This is a genomic window from Stenotrophomonas africana, from assembly GCF_013004645.1.
GTDB classification, from domain to species: Bacteria; Pseudomonadota; Gammaproteobacteria; order Xanthomonadales; family Xanthomonadaceae; genus Stenotrophomonas; species Stenotrophomonas africana.
In genome coordinates this window covers 222,179-234,822 of record NZ_JABEME010000001.1, presented here as the reverse complement: position 1 = coordinate 234,822, position 12,644 = coordinate 222,179, and the positions used below count along the sequence as shown (strand labels likewise).

The window sequence follows — 12,644 nt, the reverse complement described above, 5'->3', positions numbered from 1 at the left end:
CGCAGCCGTTACAGCGCTGCCCGGCGCCCGTACAGCAGGGGCGTGAAGGTTCTGCGTACCGCGGGCAACGTGATGACCATTGCGCCGGACACGGACGTAAGCCGGTTGCGATCACGTTCTATATGTCGCTGATGACCTGTCCGCTGTGGTCGTCATGCCGTCCCGGCCCGGCATTCCGCAGTGATGCCGCGTCATCCACACGAAACCATCGATGCAGGTCAGGGCTGCGCGGCGATCGGCCCGGGCCGGGACGCTGATACGTGACGCCCTGTGCCACAAGGCATCGACACGCATGTGGCCACAAATGAGTCGTACGCATGACCGCACGAAGAAATCTGTGGTTTGTGCTCAATCTGTCATTCGGCTGTCATGGTTTTAACGGAACGTTCGCAAAACGCTTGACCGGCCTGCCGGCGTGGCGTTCTGCCCAAGCCATTCCAACCCTCTGGAGAAATCCAAAATGCGTTCCCATTTGCTCGCCGCCGCGGTCGTTGCAAGCCTCGGTCTGGTTTCCGCCGACGCCTTCGCAGCCCCCGCCAGCTCGGGCGTATCCCAGGCACAGCTGCAGCAGCTGCAGGCACAGATCGCTGCGCTGCAGGCCCAGGTCCAGCAGTTGCAGAACGATTCGCAGGCGCTGCAGGCGCAGTCCGACGCGCAGTCCGAAGTGAACATCACCCAGGCCCAGGCCCTGGAAGGTGCGCAGAAGACCCAGACCAGCGTCGACAAGCTGGCCAAGCTGGTCAATGACAACAAGATTGGCGGTCGCATGTTCTTCGACCTGACCAACATCGACAAGACCAGCAACGGCAAGGACACCGCCGCCAGCGGCACCGGTCTGGACGTCAAGCGCTTCTACCTGACCGTCGACCACAAGTTCAACGACATCTGGTCGGCCAACCTGACCACCGACTTCCAGTACAGCTCGGCCATCGGCAACACCGAACTGTTCGTCAAGAAGGCCTACGTGCAGGGCAGCTTCGACCCGGCCTTCAACCTGCGCGTCGGTGCCGCCGACATGCCGTGGATCCCGTACGTCGAGAAGTTCTACGGCATGCGCTATGTCGAGAACACCCTGACCGACCGCCTGAAGTACGGCAACTCGTCCGACTGGGGCCTGCATGGCTTCGGCAACCTGGGCAACAACTTCAACTACGCCGTGTCGGTCGTGTCCGGCGCCGGCTACAAGAACCCGACCCGCAGCAAGGGCATGGACGTGGAAGGCCGCGTGGCCTACACCCCGAACGAGAACTTCGTGGTCGCCGTCGGCGGCTACAGCGGCAAGCTGGGCAAGGAAACCGACATCCAGAGCGCCGAGAACACCTACACCCGCGCCAACGCGATGGTGGCCTACGCCGACAGCAACTTCCGCGTCGGTGGCGAGTACTTCCAGGCCAAGAACCTCAACAACGTGCTGACCGTTGCCACCGACAAGACCAGCGGCTGGTCGGTGTGGGGCAGCGTGCGCGTCACCGACGGCGGCATCAACGTGTTCGGTCGTTACGATGACACCGACGTCAGCAAGACCTTGGACCCGACCCTGAGCGACAAGTACTGGAACGTCGGCGTCGAGTTCCCGGTCATGAAGAACCTCAAGCTGTCGACCGTGTACAAGTACACGCACCTGGCCAACGCCGGCGACAAGAAGAACGACAAGACCAAGGAATTCGGCGTCTGGGGCGACCTGTCGTTCTGATCTCCTGAAGCACCCTTGTCTACAAGCAAAGACGGCGGGCCTTGTGCCCGCCGTCTTTGTTCTGTCACACCATGAACGCAGTCACGCCTCTGCCGTGGTCTTTTCCTTGAACCGGCACAGGTCGGCGATCACGCAGCCCGGGCAATCCGGCTTGCGCGCCTTGCACACATAACGCCCATGCAGGATCAGCCAGTGATGCGCGTCGAGCAGGAACTCGGCCGGAATCACCTTCACCAGCTTGTCTTCCACGTCGCGCACGTTCTTGCCTGGTGCCAGACCGGTGCGGTTGGAGACGCGGAAGATGTGCGTGTCCACCGCCATCACCGGCTCACCGAATGCAGTGTTGAGCACCACGTTGGCGGTCTTGCGGCCCACGCCCGGCAGCGCTTCCAGTTCATCCCGATCGCGCGGCACTTCACCGCCGTGCTTCTCCAGCAGGATCGCGCAGGTGGCGATCACGTTCTTCGCCTTGGCGTTGAACAGACCGATGGTGGCGATGTACTGCTTCAGGCCGTCTTCGCCCAGGGCGAGGATCTTCGCCGGCGTGTTGGCCACCGGGAACAAACGGCGCGTGGCCTTGTTGACGCCGACATCGGTGGCCTGTGCCGACAACGCTACCGCTACCAGCAGCTCGAACGGCGAGCTGTATTCCAGTTCGGTCTTCGGGTGCGGGTTGAGTTCGCGCAGGCGGGTGAACATCTCCACCACGTCGGCGCGCGGCATCGTGCCGCCACGCCGCGCCGGGGCGCGTGCAGTCTTCTTCGTGGTGGCCATTACTGCTCCTTGCCGCTGGCGCGGGCCTTGGCCCGGGCGAGGATGGCGGCCGCTGCGGCGGGCAGGGTAGGCTTCACGTCCGGCGCCGGGGCCGGCGTGCGCCGCGCGTCGCGTTCGGCTTCGCGGCGGGCCAGTCGCACCGCGCGGGCGCGGTAGCGTTCGCGGGCCGCCCAGGCGGCCTGAAGCTGCCGCTGGGCCTGCTGCAACCGCTGCGGGAGTTCCGGGTGACCGGGCAGCAACTGTGCGTCGTCGGCGCGGGCGACATAGTCCATCAGCCCGGCCTGCAGGGCGCCATCGAGATCGTCTGCCTGGACCCGGGCAAACAGCTGCGCGGGGTTGGGTCGGGATGCCATGGCGTCAGCGGTTCTGGAAGGCCGGCGGACGGCGCTGCAGGAACGCGCTGGTGCCTTCGCGCATGTCCTCGGTGGCGAACAGCAGGCCGAACTGCGCGCTTTCGTACTCCAGCCCTGCCTCCAGGCTGCATTCGCCACCCACGTGCACGGCATCAAGCAGGCCACGCAGGGCCAGCGGCGCAGAGCGTGCCAGCTGGCGGGCGACGTCCTGCACACGGTTGTCCAGCGCGTCGGCCGGCACCACCTCGTTGACGATGCCCAGTTCCAGCGCACGCGCGGCGTTGATCGGTGCACCCAGCAGGCACAGCTCCAGGGTGGCGGCGCGGCCGCACAGGCGCAGCAGGCGCTGGCTGCCGCCGAAGCCGGGAATCAGGCCGAGATTGATCTCCGGCTGCCCGACCTTGGCCGTATCGGCCGCGATGCGCAGGTGGCAGGCCATCGCCAGCTCCAGGCCGCCGCCCAGGGCGAAGCCGTTCACGCGCGCGATCACCGGCTTGGGCATGCGCTCGATCTGGCGCATCAGCGCTTGGCCGAGCAGGGAGAAATCACGTCCCTGAACCGCACTGAGTGTGTTCATCTCGGCGATGTCGGCCCCGGCCACGAACGCCTTCGGGCCGGCACCGGTTAGCACCACCACGCGCACGTCCGGGTCGGCCGCGGCCTCGCCGAAGGCATCGGCCAGGGCCTGCAGGGTCGCGGCATTGAGGGCGTTGAGCTTGTCCGGGCGCTGGACGGTCACGGTGCGGATGGCGCCGTCGTCGGTGACAGCGATCAGGGCATCGGCCACGGGGAAACTCCTGGAACGTTAAAAAAAAGTGATATTGAACTCCGCGAACGCAGACGGGTCATAGCCTGCATCGTGAGTAGCGGTTACACGTTGTGCCCGTTATCCTAACCCGTCGCCTCAGGGCGGCGCAGAACGTCCCTGAGTTACCACCCCTGGAGAACTGTTTGATGAAGTTGCGTTCTATCGCGGTCGCCGTCGCGGCCCTGGCCCTGACGGGCAATGCCTTCGCCCAGGACATCGCGTCCGAAAAGGGCAAGCTGAGCTACTACTTCGGTTACGACTACGGCAACAACCTGGCGGAGCTGACCGGTCGTGGTGAGCAGCTGGACATCAACTCGGTGGTGAAGGGCCTGCAGGATGCCTACGCCAAGAAGCAGCCGGCGATCACCGCCGAGCAGCTGAAGCCGGCCGTTGAAGCGTTCCAGAAGCGCGAGCAGGGCCGTGCCCAGGCTGCCAAGGCCGAGTACGAAAAGGCTGCTGCCGAAAACAAGACCAAGAGCGATCAGTTCATCGCGGCGAACAAGGCCAAGGCCGGCGTGCAGTCGCTGCCGAGCGGCGTCCAGTACCGCGTGATCGAAGCCGGCAAGGGTGCCAAGCCGACCCAGGCCAGCACCGTGCAGCTGGAAGTGGCCGGTCCGTTCCCGTACGGCCAGCGCCCGACCGAAGCCCGCCCGGCCCAGCAGATTCCGTCGATCAAGGTCAGCGAAGTCGAAATGAAGGCCATGCGCGAGACCCTGCTGCAGATGCCGGCAGGCTCGAAGTGGGAAGTCACCCTGCCGCCGGACCAGGCCTACGGTGCCGACCCGCGCACCCCGTTCCCGCCGAACGTGGCTGTGCAGTTCGAGATCAAGCTGGTCAGCGTCAAGTAAATCGAAGCCGTAAACGAAACGCGCCGGTGATTCCACCGGCGCGTTTTTGTTTGTGCAGTTCCTGACGGTAGAGTCGACTGTCAGTCGACTGCTCTTGGGTCACATCGGGGAAACGCCCGCGCTCCGCGCGCGAGTCGACTGACAGTCGACGCTGCCGTCCGTCCGGGCACCCCGCGCAAATTCCGCCCGATCGCGCTACTGTTGCCGGGTGCAAACAATGGAAGAAACGGCGCGTGTTGTCGCAAGTCCCTGCATCGGAGTGTGCACGCTGGATCCGGACCGGCAATGCGCCGGCTGCGGGCGGCACATCGATGAAATCGCACGGTGGTCGTCGATGAGCAACGAGGAACGCAGCCGCGTCCTGCATCGCGTGCAACCCCTGCGTGAACAGCTGCAGCAATCACTGCGCGGCTCGCTGGCCGATCACGAACGCTTGATGCGCGCGCTGCATCCGTTGGCCGAGCCGCCGGCCGGCGACGGCTGGAACCGCAGCGAACTGAGTGACCTGCTGCCGCCGGGGCCACCTGTGGAAGCCGCCGTACTGGCCGGCATCGTGCCGCGCGCCAACGGCGCACAGGTCATCCTCACCCGTCGCACCGAAACCCTGCGCACCCATGGTGGCCAGGTCGGCTTCCCTGGTGGCCGCACCGAACCCAGCGACCGTGATGCACTGGCGGCGGCGCTGCGCGAGAGCCAGGAAGAAATCGCACTGGCGCCCGGCCAGGTGCAGGCGCTGGGCTATCTCGATCCTTTTGTGACGATCACTGGCTACCGGGTCACGCCGGTGGTGGCCGTCGTCGATCCGGACTTCGTACCGGTGCCGCAGCCCAGCGAAGTGGCCGAGGTGTTCGAGGTGCCGCTGGATTACCTGATGGCCGCAGACAACCTGCGCCAGGTCGAAATCAATCACCGCGGCCGCATCCGCCACGTTCTCGAATATGGCTGGCCTGGCCAGCGCATCTGGGGCGCGACCGCCGCCATTCTCTACAACCTGCGTCGCCGCCTGGAGCAAGTGCAATGAAGCCGATCGATCCGCCGTGGACCACCCTGGTCGATGTCGCCACCCTGGCCGCCGCGTTGGGCGAGGGCGTCCGCGTGGTCGACGCGCGCGCTACCGCCAGCACCGCGGTGCGCGTGGTCGATGCGCGGTCCTCACTGGCTGATCCGCAGGCGGGAAGCGGCCAGTATCTGGCGGGGCATGTTCCGGGCGCGGTGTATGCCGATCTGAATCGGGACCTGTCGGATCTGACCCGCAGCGGCCACGGCCGTCATCCGCTGCCGGACAGCGATGCCTTTGCCGCAAGGCTGGGGCAGTGGGGCATCGGCCCCGATACCCAGGTGGTGGTCTACGACGGCAGCGACGGCAGCATGGCCGCCTCGCGCCTGTGGTGGCTGCTGCGCCTGATCGGGCACCGCAAGGTGGCCGTGCTTGATGGTGGCATCGCCGCGTGGCAGGCCGCAGGACATCCTTTGGCGACGGGGCAGGGTGAGGTGACCGCGCTGCCGGCTTACCCGGGCCGTTTCGACACCACCCAGATTGCCAATGCCGATGAAATCAGCGCACGCCTGAAGCACGCGCCGGGTTGGCTGGTCGACGCACGCGCGGGCGAGCGCTTCCGCGGCGAAGTCGAGCCGCTGGACCCGGTCGCCGGCCACGTACCCGGCGCGGTCAACCGCCCGTTTGCGTTGAACGTCGCCGACGGCCGCCTGCGTGATGCACAGGAACTGCGCGCCGAACTGCAGGGCGTGATCGGCAACCGTGATCCGCAGCAGGTGGTGCTGATGTGCGGCTCCGGCGTGACCGCCTGCCACCTGCTGCTGGCGATGGAAGCGGCGGGCCTGTCCGGCGCACGCATCTATGCCGATTCGTGGAGCGGATGGGTGAGCGACAGCAGCCGCCCGGTGGCAACCGGCGCCTGAGCGATCCGAGCAAAAAGCAGTCGAGCATGGCTCGACGCGACAAAGGCACCCTCCGATCGATTCGACCCCGTGCCGACCAACGGTCGGCACCCACCAACAGCGGCAGAAATCTGTCGAAGGCGGGGTGGGTCCGGTTGCGGGGGTGTCCGCGGCATGGATGCCGCGGCCAAGCCCCCATGGACGGGTTTACGGCGTCCCCCGCAACCGGCCCCACCCCGCCATCCCTCGGAATGCGAGCTCTTGACGTTGACGTTGCTTCTGCGGGGCAGGGCGCAGCCCTGCCGCTTACCCAACCGGCTGCAGTGGCACCTTCGCCAGCACCCGCGCCCACGGGAACAACGGCCCCGGATCACGCTTGCGCGCCACCATCAGCGTCGGGTCATCGCTGGCCGGCACCTGCTCCCGATCCAGCTGGTCATGCCCGGCAATTCGCTGCAGCGACGGATAGCGTGCCACCAGCGCCTGCAGCAGCTGCTCCAGCGCCTGCAACTGTGCTTCGGTGTACGGCTCGTCCATCGCCTGGTGGCGGCTGTCGAACCAGTGCGGGTAGCGCCCGGTATTGACCAGTTCGATGCCCAGCGTATGTGCGTTCATGCCGCGCACGTGGTGGGCCACCCGTTCCGGCGCCACGTACTGCACCACGCTGCCATCGCGGTCGATGTAGAAATGCCCGCTGTTGCCGGCACCACTGTCGTACAGCACACGCTCGCCGTACTCGCGGGCCATCGCCAGATCCGGCAGCTCGGTGCAGTGGATCACCACCATCTCCAGCGTGGCCGGGTCGCGCAGCGGCAGGCGGTCTTCGTAGGGCAGGGGCTGCAGCTGCAGGCCGGGCAGGAGCGGGTTGGACATCCGGCGATGCTAGCATTGCGGCATGAACCTGCCTTCCCTTTCCTCGCCGACCCGCTCCCACGGAGCGCGCGCATGAGCCGCGGCCACTGCATCCTGTCCCACGGTTTCGAGAGCGGCCCGGAGGCGACCAAGGTCACCGCGCTGGCCGATGTGGCGCAGCGCCTGGGCTGGACCCATGAGCGCCCGGACTACACCGACCTGGACGCGATGAGCGAGGTCAGCCGGGTAGGCGACGTGCGCACCCGGCTGCAGCGCCTGGTGGAACGCACCGCCATCGCCGCCCAACAGGGCCCGGTGGTGCTGGCCGGCTCCAGCCTGGGCGCTTACATCTCCGCCATCGCCTCGCTGCAGGTGCCGGTGGCCGGCCTGTTCCTGATGGTGCCGCCGACCACCATGGGCCCGATGCCGGCGCTGGATGCCGCTGCCGTGCCAACCACCGTGGTGCAGGCCTGGCATGATGATGTGGTCCCGGCCGCCGGGGTGATCGCCTGGGCGCAGGCGCGTTCGGCGCAGCTGCTGCTGGTCGACGACGGCCACCGCCTGGAACGCCACGTGGAGGCCTCCGCGCAGGCCTTCGAGCGCCTGCTGCGGCAACTGTGAAGCCCGGGCGCACGGCGCGCCCGCCCGCATTGACTACAATGGCAGCCCCGCCGCCCCCGGCGCGGGCCTGCCGGCCGTGCTTGCGGCCCTCCTTTCCGACCGGCCCGGCCCCAGTGCCGCGCCCGACCACCTGCGAACCGATCCCGTGAAATTCTTCGTCTCCTGCGCCAAGGGCCTGGAATACCTGCTTGCCGATGAACTGTCGGCCCTGGGCCTTGGCAAGGCCACTGCCACCATTGCCGGCGTCAACGCCGAGGGCGAACTGGAGCAGGCGCTGCGGATCGTGATGTGGTCGCGCCTGGCCAGCCGTGTGCTGTGGCCGATCGATGAGTTCGAGTGCCCGGACGAGCAGGCCCTGTACGACGGCGTGCGTGCGCTGCCGTGGCATGAGCACATCAAGCCGGAGATGACCCTGGCGGTGGACGCACATGTGTCCGGCGACAAGATCACCCACGCCCGCTTTGCCGCCCAGCGGATCAAGGACGCCATCGTCGACCGAATGCGCGATGAGGGACTGGAACGCCCCTCGGTCAACACCGATCTGCCCGATGTGCGCGTCAACCTGTCGCTGCGCAAGGGCCGTGCCTCGCTGTCGATCGATCTCGGCGGCGGCCCGCTGCATCGCCGTGGCTGGCGTGGTGCCGCCCACGAGGCACCGCTGAAGGAAAACCTGGCCGCCGCGCTGCTGCTGCGCGCGCAGTGGCCGCGCCTGCACGCTGCCGGTGGTGGCCTGCTGGACCCGATGTGCGGCAGCGGCACCCTGCTGATCGAAGGCGCGCTGATGGCTGCCGACGTTGCCCCTGGCCTGATGCGCCATGGCAGCCTGCCGCCGAGCCGCTGGCTGGGCTTCGACAAGGCCGCCTGGAAGGCCATCCAGAGCGAAGCGCGTGATCGTGAGGCCGCAGGCCTGGCCGCGCTGAAGCCGGTCATCCACGGCAGCGACATCGACCCGACCGCGATCCAGGCGGCACGCGAGAATGCCGAGGTCGCGGGCGTCGCCCACGCGATCCGCTTCACCCGCGCCGATGTGGCCGACCTGGCCGCGCCGGAACAGGAGATCGGTGCGGTGGTCTGCAACCCGCCGTACGACGAACGCCTGGCCGCCGATCCGGCGCTGTACCGTGCACTGGGCAATGCCCTGCAGAAGGCGGTGCCGCAGTGGCGCGCCAGCCTGCTGTGCGGCAACGACGAACTGGCCTTCGCCACCGGCCTGCGTGCCGGCAAGAAGTACCAGATGTTCAACGGTGCCTTGGAATGTGCGCTGATCGTCTGCGACCCGATCGCCGTGCCGGGCCGTGACCCGGCGCAGCCGCGCGAGTTGAGCGAAGGTGCGCAGATGGTGGCCAACCGCCTGCGCAAGAACCTGAAGAAGTTCAAGAGCTGGCGTGCCCGCGAGGACATCACCTGCTTCCGCGCCTATGACGCCGATCTGCCGGAGTACGCGGCCGCCATCGACGTCTACGAGGAAGACGGTGGCAAGCGCCGTACCTTCCTGCACGTGCAGGAATACGCTGCACCGGCTGCAATTCCCGAGAACGACGTGCGCCGTCGCCGCAACGAACTGCTGGCGGCCGCGCGTGAGGTGTTCGGCGTGCCGCCGGAGCAGGTCTCGATGAAGTCGCGCGAGCGCGGCAAGGGCGGCAGCAAGTACGGACGCTTCGAGCAGCGCGATGAGTTCATCGTGGTGCGCGAGAACAACGCGCTGCTGCAGGTGAATCTGTTCGACTACCTGGACACCGGCCTGTTCCTCGACCACCGCCCGCTGCGCCGGATGATGGCCGAGCAGGCGCGTGGCAAGCGTTTCCTCAACCTGTTCTGCTACACCGGCGTGGCCAGCGTGCAGGCGGCCGTGGCTGGCGCCGCCAGCACCACCAGCGTCGACCTGTCGGCCACCTATCTGCAGTGGTGCTACGACAACCTGGCGTTGAACGGGCAGGGCGGTAACCAGCACCTTCTGGTGCAGGCCGATGCGATGGCCTGGCTGGAGGGTGACCGTGGCCAGTACGACGTGATCTTCTGCGATCCGCCGACGTTCTCCAACTCGGCGCGCGCCGATGACTTCGACGTGCAGCGCGAGCAGATCAAGCTGCTGCGTGCAGCCGTGGCGCGGCTGGCGCCCGGCGGCGTGCTGTACTTCTCCAACAACTTCCGCCGCTTCAAGCTGGAAGAAAACGCCATCGCCGAATTCGCCCAGTGCCGCGAGATCACCGCGCGCACCATCGGCCCGGACTTCGAGCGCAACGCGCGCATCCACCGCGCGTGGGAATTGAAGCGGTTGGGGTAAGTCGACGTCCGGCGTCGGATCTCCTGCGCGAATCGCAGGGGATCCGACCCCGATGGCTCTGCTACACCAACGCCACCAGCAGCCCGGCCACCGGCAGCGCGATCGCCAGTGGCGCGATCCATTTCGGTCGGTACGGGTACAGCCCGAACGACAGCACCACGCCGCCCACGGTCATCGCGCCCAGCCACAGCACCGGGCCCATCGCCCAGCCGTGGTCGGCCACGCACAGCGCGAACGCCACCGTCAGCAGGGCCCAGCCCAGCGCCCGCCACTGCGTGCGCCGTGCCGCGGGGGCTGCCGCCTTGCCGTACAGGTCGTGCTGGTGCTTTTCCATCGCCATCGACAGCGCGGTGAACGCGGAGAACGACAGGGTCAACGCCAGCAGCATCATGCGCTGGCCTCCGCTTCGGCAGCGTCCGCCGCTTCGACCGGTGCCTTGGGCGCCGCCGCAGCCGCCGCACGCTTCTTCTTCTCGGCAGCAGACAGTGGTGGCGTCCAGTGCTGCATGCGCCAGCCGCACAACGCCAGCATCGCACCGAAGGCGATCATCGACAGATCGACACCAGCCAACACCCAGTCACCACTGCGCAGGGTGATGCCCAGATGCGCGTGCGTGGTCAGGGCATTGACCACCGGCACCAGTGCGAACGCGGCTGCGCCCAGGTACAGCTGCCACGCCCACATCATCCGCTTGGGCCAGATGAAGGCGGCCAGCAGGGCCGCGCCCCAGGCATAGAAGAACACGTTGGCTTCCGCACTCGCGCGCTCGGCGATGTCCAGTGGCAGCAGGCGGTTGCCCCAGAAGTAGGCGGCAAAGGCAATCGGCAGGCCGGCCACGGTGCCGATGTTCAGCGCATCGACCAGGCGCAGGCCGAAGCCGGTGCGGCCGCTCTTGGCATGCTTCGGGCGTTCCTTCACCGCCCACAGCACCACACCGCTGGCGACCATCAGGCAGCCGACCAGGCCGGACAGGAAGAACAGTGCACGCAGGCCCCAGTCGGCGAAGCGGGCCAGGTGCAGGCCATACAGCACGCCACGGGTCGCGGTAGCTCCGCCCGACGGTGGCGTCTCTTCCAGCAGCGCACCGCTGACCATGTCGTAGCGCACGGCCGGGGTGTCGGTGGACAGGCGCTTGCCGTCGCGCTGGCGGATGTCGATCACCGCATTGGCCGCACCCGGGTTGGACACGGTGAAGCCGGCCACTTCCACGCCGTGCCAATGCGCGCGTGCGCTGTCCAGCAGCTGTGCGATCGGCAGCGGGGTCGCGCGGCCTTCGGCCGGTGCGGTCACCTCCGGCATGCCACCGAAGGCCTCGAAGAAGAACTGGTCCTCGTCCTGTGGGTAGGCGACTTTCACGCCCCAGGGCAGGTACATGACCATCAGGGTGACGATGCCGGTGTAGGTGATCATCGCGTGGTAGGGCAGGGCCATCACTGCGCTGACGTTGTGGAAATCGAGCCAGGAGCGCAGGCCCTTGTCCTTGCGGAAGGTGAAGAAGTCCTTGAAGATTTTCTTGTGGGTGATGACGCCGGTGATGATCGCCACCAGCATGAACATCGCGCAGAAGCCAACCAGGTAGCGCGCCCACAGCACCGGGATGTAGTGCAGGTCGAAATGCAGGCGGTAGAAGAAATCACCGCCCCGCGTTTCGCGCGCCTTCAGTGCCTGGCCGGTATTCGGGTCCAGCGTGGCATCGCCGAAGCCACCACGACGGCCACGGCTGGGGTCGGCCAGCTCCGGGGGCAGCCGCCAGAACATCTGCATCGCCGGGTTGCGCGGCTGCGGCAGGGTGACGAACCAGTTCTCGGCCTGCGCCGCATTGGCCTGCAGGTAATCCACGGCGCGCTGCGCGGCCACGTCGATGCTGACGTTGCTGGATGGCAGCTCGGGACGCATCCAGCGGCTGATTTCCTCGCGGTAGTAGCTGGCGGTGCCGGCCATGAAAATCAGCAGCAGCAACCAGCCGACCAGCAGTCCGGTCCAGGTGTGCAGCCAGGCCATCGACTGGCGGAATCCGTTCTTCATGCCCAGGCCCCCATCAGGCGCGCGATGGCCACCATCAGCAGGGTGGGGGCGAGGATGCCGACCCAGGCGCGCAGCGCGCTGCGGGTGGCGAACGCCCACAACGCCGCGCAGGCGGCAACCAGAATGGCCAGCAGCATGCCGGTCAGCACGGTCTGCCCGCGTGCGCCAGGCAGCGCCACTGCGCAGAACACGCTGGTGGCCGAAGCCAGTGCATAGCCACCAAAGATCGCAGCCAACGAGCGTGACAGCACGCCCCAGCGCGGGTTGGAGAAGTAGGTGCGGGGGCTGGCGGTTGCGGGCGAGCGGTCCACGGAGGTCCTGCAGGTTGGAGAAGGGATGGAACGCGTCCGCGGCCCCTTGCGCCCTGCGCATGTTGCCCAGCGTGTCCCACCGACGAGGCACGGCCCGCGCGGACGGGCGGCCCAGAGGTCGGGGATGTACACGGGCGATGGGCACGTCTCCGTACCCTTTGGCTAAGCGCACAACC

Annotated in this window: 13 protein-coding genes; 6 read left to right on the top strand and 7 right to left on the bottom strand. The window is 67.4% G+C overall.

The window, feature by feature from the left end; translation table 11 throughout:
• Nucleotides 1-460 precede the first annotated feature (460 nt).
• On the top strand, nt 461-1,693 hold the full coding sequence (locus tag HLA98_RS01370; RefSeq protein ID WP_014036551.1) for a porin: 1,233 nt from the start codon (nt 461-463) through the stop codon (nt 1,691-1,693).
• Nucleotides 1,694-1,774: 81 nt separating this feature from the next.
• Here HLA98_RS01370 and nth read toward each other — a convergent pair whose 3' ends face one another.
• From nth to HLA98_RS01355, 3 genes are read right to left on the bottom strand one after another with little or no spacing between them, the layout of a single operon-like run.
• A complete protein-coding gene (gene nth / locus HLA98_RS01365; protein WP_057499821.1) occupies nt 1,775-2,467 on the bottom strand; it encodes an endonuclease III in 693 nt (230 codons plus the stop codon).
• Nucleotides 2,467-2,820, bottom strand: a complete 354-nt coding sequence (locus HLA98_RS01360) for a hypothetical protein (protein ID WP_057499822.1) — start codon at nt 2,818-2,820, stop codon at nt 2,467-2,469. The genes nth and HLA98_RS01360 overlap by 1 nt, the downstream gene beginning before the upstream one ends.
• Nucleotides 2,821-2,824: 4 nt before the next feature.
• Complete coding sequence (locus HLA98_RS01355; protein ID WP_057499823.1) at nt 2,825-3,607, bottom strand: enoyl-CoA hydratase/isomerase family protein; 783 nt, start codon at nt 3,605-3,607, stop codon at nt 2,825-2,827.
• Nucleotides 3,608-3,774: 167 nt separating this feature from the next.
• Here HLA98_RS01355 and HLA98_RS01350 point away from each other — a divergent pair, with 167 nt between their 5' ends.
• The 3 genes from HLA98_RS01350 to HLA98_RS01340 all read left to right on the top strand — a co-directional run bounded on the left by HLA98_RS01350 (nt 3,775) and on the right by HLA98_RS01340 (nt 6,396).
• On the top strand, nt 3,775-4,476 hold the full coding sequence (locus HLA98_RS01350; RefSeq protein WP_014646545.1) for an FKBP-type peptidyl-prolyl cis-trans isomerase: 702 nt from the start codon (nt 3,775-3,777) through the stop codon (nt 4,474-4,476).
• 217 nt (nt 4,477-4,693) lie between these two features.
• A complete protein-coding gene (locus tag HLA98_RS01345) occupies nt 4,694-5,497 on the top strand; it encodes a CoA pyrophosphatase (protein WP_057499824.1) in 804 nt (267 codons plus the stop codon).
• Nucleotides 5,494-6,396, top strand: coding sequence for a sulfurtransferase (locus HLA98_RS01340; protein WP_049446412.1), 903 nt, complete (start codon nt 5,494-5,496; stop codon nt 6,394-6,396). Before HLA98_RS01345 ends, HLA98_RS01340 begins: the two co-directional genes overlap by 4 nt.
• Before the next feature lie 285 nt (nt 6,397-6,681).
• Here the strand turns inward: HLA98_RS01340 and HLA98_RS01335 are convergent, their stop codons facing one another.
• A complete protein-coding gene (locus tag HLA98_RS01335) occupies nt 6,682-7,248 on the bottom strand; it encodes an N-acetylmuramoyl-L-alanine amidase (protein ID WP_049451315.1) in 567 nt (188 codons plus the stop codon).
• A 72-nt stretch (nt 7,249-7,320) separates the two neighbouring features.
• Here HLA98_RS01335 and HLA98_RS01330 point away from each other — a divergent pair, with 72 nt between their 5' ends.
• Nucleotides 7,321-7,848, top strand: a complete 528-nt coding sequence (locus tag HLA98_RS01330; RefSeq protein WP_049446415.1) for an alpha/beta hydrolase — start codon at nt 7,321-7,323, stop codon at nt 7,846-7,848.
• A gap of 145 nt (nt 7,849-7,993) precedes the next feature.
• Nucleotides 7,994-10,132, top strand: coding sequence for a bifunctional 23S rRNA (guanine(2069)-N(7))-methyltransferase RlmK/23S rRNA (guanine(2445)-N(2))-methyltransferase RlmL (gene rlmKL / locus HLA98_RS01325; protein ID WP_057500221.1), 2,139 nt, complete (start codon nt 7,994-7,996; stop codon nt 10,130-10,132).
• 61 nt (nt 10,133-10,193) lie between these two features.
• Here rlmKL and HLA98_RS01320 read toward each other — a convergent pair whose 3' ends face one another.
• The 3 genes from HLA98_RS01320 to HLA98_RS01310 are packed head-to-tail and all read right to left on the bottom strand — an operon-like array spanning nt 10,194 to nt 12,468.
• Complete coding sequence (locus HLA98_RS01320) at nt 10,194-10,523, bottom strand: DUF3325 domain-containing protein (RefSeq protein WP_057500222.1); 330 nt, start codon at nt 10,521-10,523, stop codon at nt 10,194-10,196.
• Nucleotides 10,520-12,157, bottom strand: coding sequence for a PepSY-associated TM helix domain-containing protein (locus HLA98_RS01315; protein WP_057500223.1), 1,638 nt, complete (start codon nt 12,155-12,157; stop codon nt 10,520-10,522). Before HLA98_RS01315 ends, HLA98_RS01320 begins: the two co-directional genes overlap by 4 nt.
• Nucleotides 12,154-12,468: a DUF3649 domain-containing protein gene (locus tag HLA98_RS01310; protein WP_057500224.1), complete on the bottom strand. Its 315-nt coding sequence runs from the start codon at nt 12,466-12,468 to the stop codon at nt 12,154-12,156. Before HLA98_RS01310 ends, HLA98_RS01315 begins: the two co-directional genes overlap by 4 nt.
• Between the last annotated feature and the right edge of the window lie 176 nt (nt 12,469-12,644).

Coding starts and splice junctions, on each gene's coding strand:
- HLA98_RS01320 (WP_057500222.1), bottom strand. CDS start 10,523: ATGATGCTGCTGGCGTTGACCCTGTCGTTCTCCGCGTTCACCGCGCTG.
- HLA98_RS01370 (WP_014036551.1), top strand. CDS start 461: ATGCGTTCCCATTTGCTCGCCGCCGCGGTCGTTGCAAGCCTCGGTCTG.
- HLA98_RS01335 (WP_049451315.1), bottom strand. CDS start 7,248: ATGTCCAACCCGCTCCTGCCCGGCCTGCAGCTGCAGCCCCTGCCCTAC.
- HLA98_RS01345 (WP_057499824.1), top strand. CDS start 4,694: ATGGAAGAAACGGCGCGTGTTGTCGCAAGTCCCTGCATCGGAGTGTGC.
- HLA98_RS01350 (WP_014646545.1), top strand. CDS start 3,775: ATGAAGTTGCGTTCTATCGCGGTCGCCGTCGCGGCCCTGGCCCTGACG.
- HLA98_RS01315 (WP_057500223.1), bottom strand. CDS start 12,157: ATGAAGAACGGATTCCGCCAGTCGATGGCCTGGCTGCACACCTGGACC.
- HLA98_RS01330 (WP_049446415.1), top strand. CDS start 7,321: ATGAGCCGCGGCCACTGCATCCTGTCCCACGGTTTCGAGAGCGGCCCG.
- nth (WP_057499821.1), bottom strand. CDS start 2,467: ATGGCCACCACGAAGAAGACTGCACGCGCCCCGGCGCGGCGTGGCGGC.
- HLA98_RS01340 (WP_049446412.1), top strand. CDS start 5,494: ATGAAGCCGATCGATCCGCCGTGGACCACCCTGGTCGATGTCGCCACC.
- HLA98_RS01360 (WP_057499822.1), bottom strand. CDS start 2,820: ATGGCATCCCGACCCAACCCCGCGCAGCTGTTTGCCCGGGTCCAGGCA.